Source organism: Nitratidesulfovibrio liaohensis, assembly GCF_011682075.1.
Lineage (GTDB): Bacteria > Desulfobacterota > Desulfovibrionia > Desulfovibrionales > Desulfovibrionaceae > Cupidesulfovibrio > Cupidesulfovibrio liaohensis.
Genome location: NZ_VSMK01000109.1, coordinates 1 through 6,582 on the forward strand (window position 1 = coordinate 1; position 6,582 = coordinate 6,582).

General features: G+C 67.4%; 5 protein-coding genes. 2 read left to right on the forward strand and 3 right to left on the reverse strand.

Going from position 1 to position 6,582, the window contains the following annotated elements:
* The 3 genes from FVW27_RS04715 to FVW27_RS04725 all read right to left on the reverse strand — a co-directional run.
* Window positions 1-4,072, reverse strand: a 4,072-nt coding sequence (locus FVW27_RS04715) for a response regulator (RefSeq protein WP_167123178.1), incomplete at its 3' end; no start/stop codon positions are given.
* 304 nt (window positions 4,073-4,376) lie between these two features.
* On the reverse strand, window positions 4,377-4,739 hold the full coding sequence (locus tag FVW27_RS04720; protein WP_167123180.1) for a hypothetical protein: 363 nt from the start codon (window positions 4,737-4,739) through the stop codon (window positions 4,377-4,379).
* A 287-nt stretch (window positions 4,740-5,026) separates the two neighbouring features.
* A complete protein-coding gene (locus tag FVW27_RS04725) occupies window positions 5,027-5,776 on the reverse strand; it encodes an XRE family transcriptional regulator (RefSeq protein WP_167123183.1) in 750 nt (249 codons plus the stop codon).
* Window positions 5,777-6,114: 338 nt separating this feature from the next.
* On the opposite strand from FVW27_RS04725, the gene FVW27_RS04730 reads away from it, so the two are divergent.
* Window positions 6,115-6,363 carry a hypothetical protein gene (locus FVW27_RS04730; RefSeq protein ID WP_243838214.1) on the forward strand — a complete coding sequence of 83 codons (249 nt, stop codon included), beginning with the start codon at window positions 6,115-6,117 and terminating at the stop codon, window positions 6,361-6,363.
* On the forward strand, window positions 6,354-6,582 hold a 229-nt coding region (locus FVW27_RS04735; RefSeq protein WP_208294635.1), incomplete at its 3' end, for a hypothetical protein. The genes FVW27_RS04730 and FVW27_RS04735, both read left to right, overlap by 10 nt.

The window sequence follows — 6,582 nt, forward strand, 5'->3', positions numbered from 1 at the left end:
CGCCCAGGGTGCCCGCCACGCCCTTCAGGGTGTGCGCCTCGCGCGTTGCCGCCGCACCGTCGCCGGACTGGATGAGCCCGGCGATGCGCGTGGCCGCGTCGGCGTGCTGGGAAACGAAGCGCCGCAGCAGGGTGTGGTAGGTGGACTGCTTGCCCATTACCCGACGCAGTCCGGCCTCCGGGTCGAGGATGCTCCGGGTTTCGTTGTGCCCAGCCTGGCCGGTTTGCCCGGTCTCCTCTGTGGGGCGAAGGGGGGGCGGCGCGCCGGGGGCGGTCGCGTCCTCCCGCTTTGCCCCGCCTTGCCGGGGCAGCCAGCGGATCAGCGCCGCGAACAGTTCGTCCGGATCGATGGGCTTGGCCACGTGGTCGTTCATGCCCGCCGCCAGGCACGCCTCGCGGTCGCCCTGCATGGCGTTGGCGGTCATGGCCACGATGGGAAGTCTGTCGGCCCCCCGGCTGCGACGGATGGTCCGGGTGGCCTCGTAGCCGTCCATGACGGGCATCTGCACGTCCATCAGCACCAGGTCGTAGGCGCCCCCGCTGACCATGCGCACCGCCTGCTCCCCGTCTTCCGCCGCATCGGGGACAAGCCCCGCCTCGGCCAGCAGGCCCAGGGCCACCTCGCGGTTCAGTTCGTTGTCCTCCACCAGCAACACGCGCGCCCCTTGCACGCCGTCGAGCATGGTGGGCCGGGTGTCCGGCGGCGGCGCGGCGGCGCGCGGGGCCGGGTGCACCGCGCCCAGCAGGCGCATGGCCGTGTCGAACAGCAGGGATGGCTGTACCGGCTTCACCAGCACGGCGGCCACTCCCACCCCCTCGGACGCGGCGAAAATCTCTTCGCGCCCGTGGGCGGTGACGATGACCACGGGCAGGTCCGGCGACAGGGCGCGGATGTTGCGGGCCGTCTCCAGCCCGTCCATGTCGGGCATCTGCCAGTCCAGGAAGACCATGCCGAAGGGCTTGTCCGCGTCCCGGGCCTCGCGCAGCAGGCGCAACGCGGCCTCGCCGCCGTCCGCCATGACCGGGCGGAATGTCATGCCTTCCAGCATGTGGGCCAGCACCATGCGGGCCTGGGGGTTGTCGTCCACCACCAGCACCCGAAGGCCGCGCAGATCTATGCGCGGCACCAGTGACCGCCGCGCGGAGCCCAGGCCCAGCCGGGCCGTGAACCAGAAGGTGCTGCCCCCGCCGGGGGTGCTGTCCACTCCCACGCCGCCGCCCATCAGGTCCGCCAGCTTCTTGGCGATGGCAAGGCCAAGGCCGGTGCCGCCGTACTTGCGGGTGGTGGAGGTGTCTGCCTGCTGGAACGATACGAACAACCGGGCCTTCTGTTCGTCGGTGAGGCCGATGCCCGTGTCACGCACGGCAAAACGCAGCAGCACGTCGGCATCGCCCTTTTCCAGCGTTTCCACACGGACCACTATTTCGCCGTGCTCGGTGAACTTCACCGCGTTGTTGGCGTAGTTGATGAGAATCTGCCCCAGGCGCAGCGGGTCGCCCCGCAACATGGGGGGCACGTTGGCGGCCACGTCGAGCACGAATTCCAGCCCCTTGGTGGCGGCTTTTTCCGACACCAGGTTGGCCACGGTGTCGAGCACGGTTTCCAGTTCGAACTCGGTGCTTTCCACCGTCAGCTTGCCCGCCTCGATCTTGGAGAAGTCCAGGATGTCGTTGAGGATGCCCAGCAGGTGCTGGCCCGAGGCGCGTATCTTGCGCACGTAATCCGCCTGGCGCGGGTCCAGTTCCGTCTTCAGGGCCAGGTGGGCCATGCCGATGATGGCGTTCATGGGGGTGCGGATTTCGTGGCTCATGTTGGCCAGGAAATCGCTTTTGAGTTGGGTGGCTTCTTCGGCCATTTCCTTGGCCCGGCGCAGTTCGGCCTCGGAGCGCTTGCGCAGGGAAATGTCGCGCAGGGCGCCGCAGGCGCTCATGGGGTGCCTGTCGGACGGGGGCAGCTTGCTGAGGCTGATTTCCAGCGGCAGGCGGGTGCCGTCCTTGCGCACGCCAATCACTTCGCGTTCATGGCCGATGACCTGGAGCGGCGAGGCCAGGAAGTCGTTGCGCAGCTTCACGTGGCGTTCACGCACTTCTTCGGGCAGGAATTCCTCCACCAGCCGTCCGGCAAGCTCACCCGTCTCGTAGCCCAACAGCCGCTCAAGCTGCGGGTTGCACAGCACGATGCGTCCTTCTCCGTCCACCACCACCATGGCGTCCGGTGCGGAATGCACGATGCCCCGGTACCAGGCCTCGGTATCCTCCAGTTCCGCCTGCTGTTCCTTGAGTTCGGTAATGTCGTTGATCAGGGTGACCCGGCGGGGGGTGATGTCCCTGTCGCCGATGAGGGCGCAGCGTACGTCGGCCCAGCGCACCTCGCCGTCGGGGCGCAGGTAGCGGTGCTCTGCCCGGACGCTAAGGGTGGAACGCGTCGGGTCCGGACCGCTGGCGTCCTGCCCGTCATGTTCCGGACTGCCGTATCGCCGGTGGACATATTCCGGCTTGTCCGGATCCAGGCGGCCCAGCAGGGCTTGCAGCGCCTCGCGGTCATCGGGGTGAAAGAAGTCCTCCAGGTCGCGCCCGCGCAGTTCCGGTTCGCTGATGCCGATGAAATCGATGAAGGCTGGGTTTGCCCTGTCGATGCCAAGCCCCTTGCGTTCGCTGACGATGCCGATGCCCGCCGTTTCGAACACGGCGCGAAAGAACGCCTCGCTACGACGCAGGAGTTCACGGCTTTCCTCCAGTTCCGTTGCCTGGGTGCGGGTCTGTTCCAGCAGGCTGCGGGTGTGCAGGTTGCGCTCCAGCACTTCCTGCGACAGGGCGGCCATGGGCAGCATGTCCTCGAACAGGGTGGCGGCGCGCGGAGGCAGTGGCCCCAGGGTGGCCAGTTCCAGCACGCCCAGCAGGCGTTCGCCCAGCAGCAGCGGATAGGCCCGCAACGAGGCGGGGTGCACGTCGCCGAGCCCGGTGGCGAAACGCAGGCTTTCCCCTTCCGGCGGAGTGAGCTCCACCGGCACGCGCATGGTCGCGCAACGGCCAACCAGTCCGCCGTCCCTGGGGATGCTGGCGGGAGGACCGCCGACGATGCCCCCCAGCGAGGCCACAAGGTCCAGGTGCATGCCGTCGTCGTTGGGCACGTACAGCGCCGCGTAGGGGGCGCCGGAAACTTGCGCGACCACGGCGGACAGGCGCTGTCCGAAGGAACTCAGATCGCCCGCCTGTTGCAGGGCGGTGGCAGTCTCGGACATCTGGGCCTTGATCCAGCGCTGCTGTTCCATCTGGCGCGAAACGCCCCGCAGTATCTCCAGCGAGCGGGCCATGGCCCCCATTTCGTTGCGTTCTTCGCCATAGGGCACCCGTACGTCCAGGTCGCCATCGGCCAGTGCCTGAACGCAGCCGGTCAGGGCCAGCAGGCGCCGCCGGATGCTCCAACTGACAAGATAGGTGATGGCCACGACGAGGGCGCAGAACAACCCGTACGCCGCGATGGCCTTGAACATCGTGGTACGGTTTTCCGCCACCGAAGACTGGAAGAAATGTTCCGCCATGGAGCGGGCCGCGTGCTTCAGGTCGTCGATGGCCTGCAGCAGACGGTCGGCCGGGTTCTGGGGCGAGGATTCTGTGAGCCGCCAGGCTTCCTGTATCTCCCTGTTCTCGGACATGGCCATGGCCCTGTCACGCATGGACAGGAAGTCGTCGTAACGGCTTGCCATGGCGTCGATGAGGGCCGGGTTGCCCCGAAAGTTGGCGCGTACGGCGTCCATGCAGTCGTGGAACAGGCGTTCCTCTCGCCGCAGGGTGGCCACCTGTTCGGCCTTGATGGCTTCGTCCACCTCGATGATCTGCTCGCGCATGGCCGCGCGCATGCGCTCCACGCTTTCCTTGGCCTGTTGCAGGCTGCTGGTGGCGATGAAGGTGTGCCGATAGACGGTGTTGGCGTCTTCGGCCATGTCGCGCATCAGGCTCAGGGTGCTGTACCCGAGCACGATGCTGAAGGCGACGATGAGCAGCGTGCCGATGAGCAGCCGCTGGAAGACGGAAAGATGGCGGAACAGCATGGGGCCCGAGGGGGTGGGCATGGCGGGGCTCCTTCCGGCCGTGGAGATGCCCGCGAGGCCGGGCGGGGATGCAGGACTCAGTATAGGCGAGCGCGGGGAATATTGTCCAGAAGTCTGGAAATAACGAGAGGCGGTTGTTGCGGCGAGGGGCGCAGGGGGAGCGGGCGGGCGAGGATGGCGGGCGAGAAAGGAAGGGACGGGGAGGCGCAGGGGGCAGGTGTGGCATGGGGCGGGGACGGGCCCGTGGTGGTTGGCGAGTTCGCCGGGCAGCAGGTCGCGGGGGCAGGCCGACCCCAGGCCATCCGGTCCAGCCAGTCCGGTACGGTCAGTCGGGCAGGACGCTCCACAGACGGTATACGGCAACGTCCGTCGCCGTGGCGTCGCGCGCGTCACGGGCCAGAGCCTGGGCTTCGGCACGGGTGGTGGCCTGTTCGTGGCGGGTGTCGCCATCTGTGGGGTGCCAGCGGATCAGGAAGGGCGGCGCGGGGTCGGGACCGCGCCCTTCGGACCACACGGGCCGACCACTGGTCTCGGGGGGGCGATGGCGTCGGGGCGGCGCGGGCAATTCCGCACCGACGCCGGGCTGGGCGAAGGTGGCGGACTGCTGTGCCTGGTGCGGGCAGGCAGGAGTGGAAAGCGCCTGGGGAATGGGCGTGCGCGGTGCGGAAAGGGCGGGAGTGACGTGCATGGGGCCTCCGGGTTCCGATGTGGAGACGTTATCGCACAAAATGTGCAAACGATCCAGCAGGGCGCGTCACAAGGGACGGTGGGGAGGGTGGGAGAGTTGGGGAAAGGCAATGGGAGGGGAAATGCACGGGATTGACCATGGCAGGTCAATTCGGTTGCGGTGGGGATAGGGCCGGAGCCGGGGAGGGGCCTGGCATTGCCGATGGCGCGGCACACGAAGGGCATGCACGCTGGCGCGTTGTCGGGGCGGCGAGGCCATAACGGCCTACGGCAAGGCGCTGTGCCGGGCTACAGTTCCTTGCCCGCCCAGATGACCCGGCCGATGACCTCCCATTGCAGGGCTTCGTCGCGGGGGTCGATCTCAATGTCCTGGTAAGCGAATTCCGGGTTGTCTCCCCGGAAATGGTAGCGCCCCGGCGTGCGGGAAAAGCGCTTGATGTAGATTTCATCCTGCACCCGCAGCACGTAGATGCGGTCTTCCGCCAGCGCATGGTCGTGCTGGTTCACCAGCACCAGGTCGCCGTCGTGCAGGGTGCGTTCCATGGACCGGCCCATGACCTCCATGAGGCACAGGCCTGTGGTGGACCTTGCCCGGCCCAGCACCCAGTCCAGTCTGAAGGCGTGCTGTTCCTGCGGGCGCCCGCCGGTCTGCAACGAGCCGCCACCCGCACTGGGACGCGCTTCCGCCCTGTCCACCAGTACGAATTCCTCGGCCATGCGTCGGGCTTCTTCCGGTGCTTCCGGTTGCCCGGCGGCCGTGCGCGGGGCTTCTCCGTAGGGGCGCAGCATGCGTTCCTGCAGGCCGCGCCGATGCGGCTGGAGCCCGCCGGTGGCGGAGATTCGGTCCAGGTGCTCGGTGAGCCGCGCCAGGTTGGACCGGCTGGGAAAGCGTTCGCCGTTCTTCCAGGCGTAGACGGTGCGCTCGCTGACCCCCGCGATTTCCGCAAGGCGCTTCACGCCGCCCACGCTGTGCAGCGCGTCGATGACGTACTCCCGAAGCTCGTCCCAGTCGGTGTTCGTGGAATCGTATTCGCTCATGTATGTGATGTTAGCACATTCTGTGCGAATGTCCACGAAAAACTGCCATCGGCGCACCGATACTCTTGACGTTTATGTGCGAAGTGTGAAATATCTGTGCGCACGACATGTCGCTGCCCTTGATGTCCTTGTGCGACGCCGCGTGGCCTTTCTGGGCGAATGGTGGGCGGGCCGGTTCCGGCGGAAACGGCGAAGCGGCATTTTATAGAATAACTGATAAACAAGCCGTCCGAGCCGGGCCCTCTGGGGAGCGTACCGGCATCGACGCGCCGAGAGGGATGGAAATGCGCGCAATGTCACACGGCACCAGATGTGCCGTATGCGGAGGCTCGTTCGGCTTGGGAGATGTCGAGGCCAAGGTTGTGGCCGGCATGGTGCTGTGCCCGGCCTGTGCCGAAGGATGCAGCCTGCATGACCGGCGGCTGCCCATGATGTTCATAGAGGTTGACGAGCACCGACGCCTGCTTGGTCTGTACCACGCAAGCCACGACGAAGCTCGCCACCCCACGCCCGAAACGGCGCGCACACGGCTGCGCGCGCTGGAGGCGTGCAACCGCTTCTTTGAAGGAGGTGCGTCATGCCGATAGTGACCTGCCTGCATTGCGACACGCCATTTTCCGTCAACCCTGCCCGGCTGCTGCATGGCCGGGGGCGGTATTGCAGCCGCTCCTGCCATGCTGCCGCGCGAACCCTGGAACGGCCCGAACGTTGCCAACTGTGCGGTGGCCCCATGCCGCCGGGGCGCGCCCATCGCCGCTACTGCTCGCGGGAGTGCGTGTCGCTGGCGGCCGCAGGGCAGGCCAGGC

What these genes read in the sequence shown, in the direction of transcription:
- FVW27_RS04720 (WP_167123180.1), bottom strand. Translation starts at nt 4,739, where the DNA reads ATGCACGTCACTCCCGCCCTTTCCGCACCGCGCACGCCCATTCCCCAG.
- FVW27_RS04725 (WP_167123183.1), bottom strand. Translation starts at nt 5,776, where the DNA reads ATGAGCGAATACGATTCCACGAACACCGACTGGGACGAGCTTCGGGAG.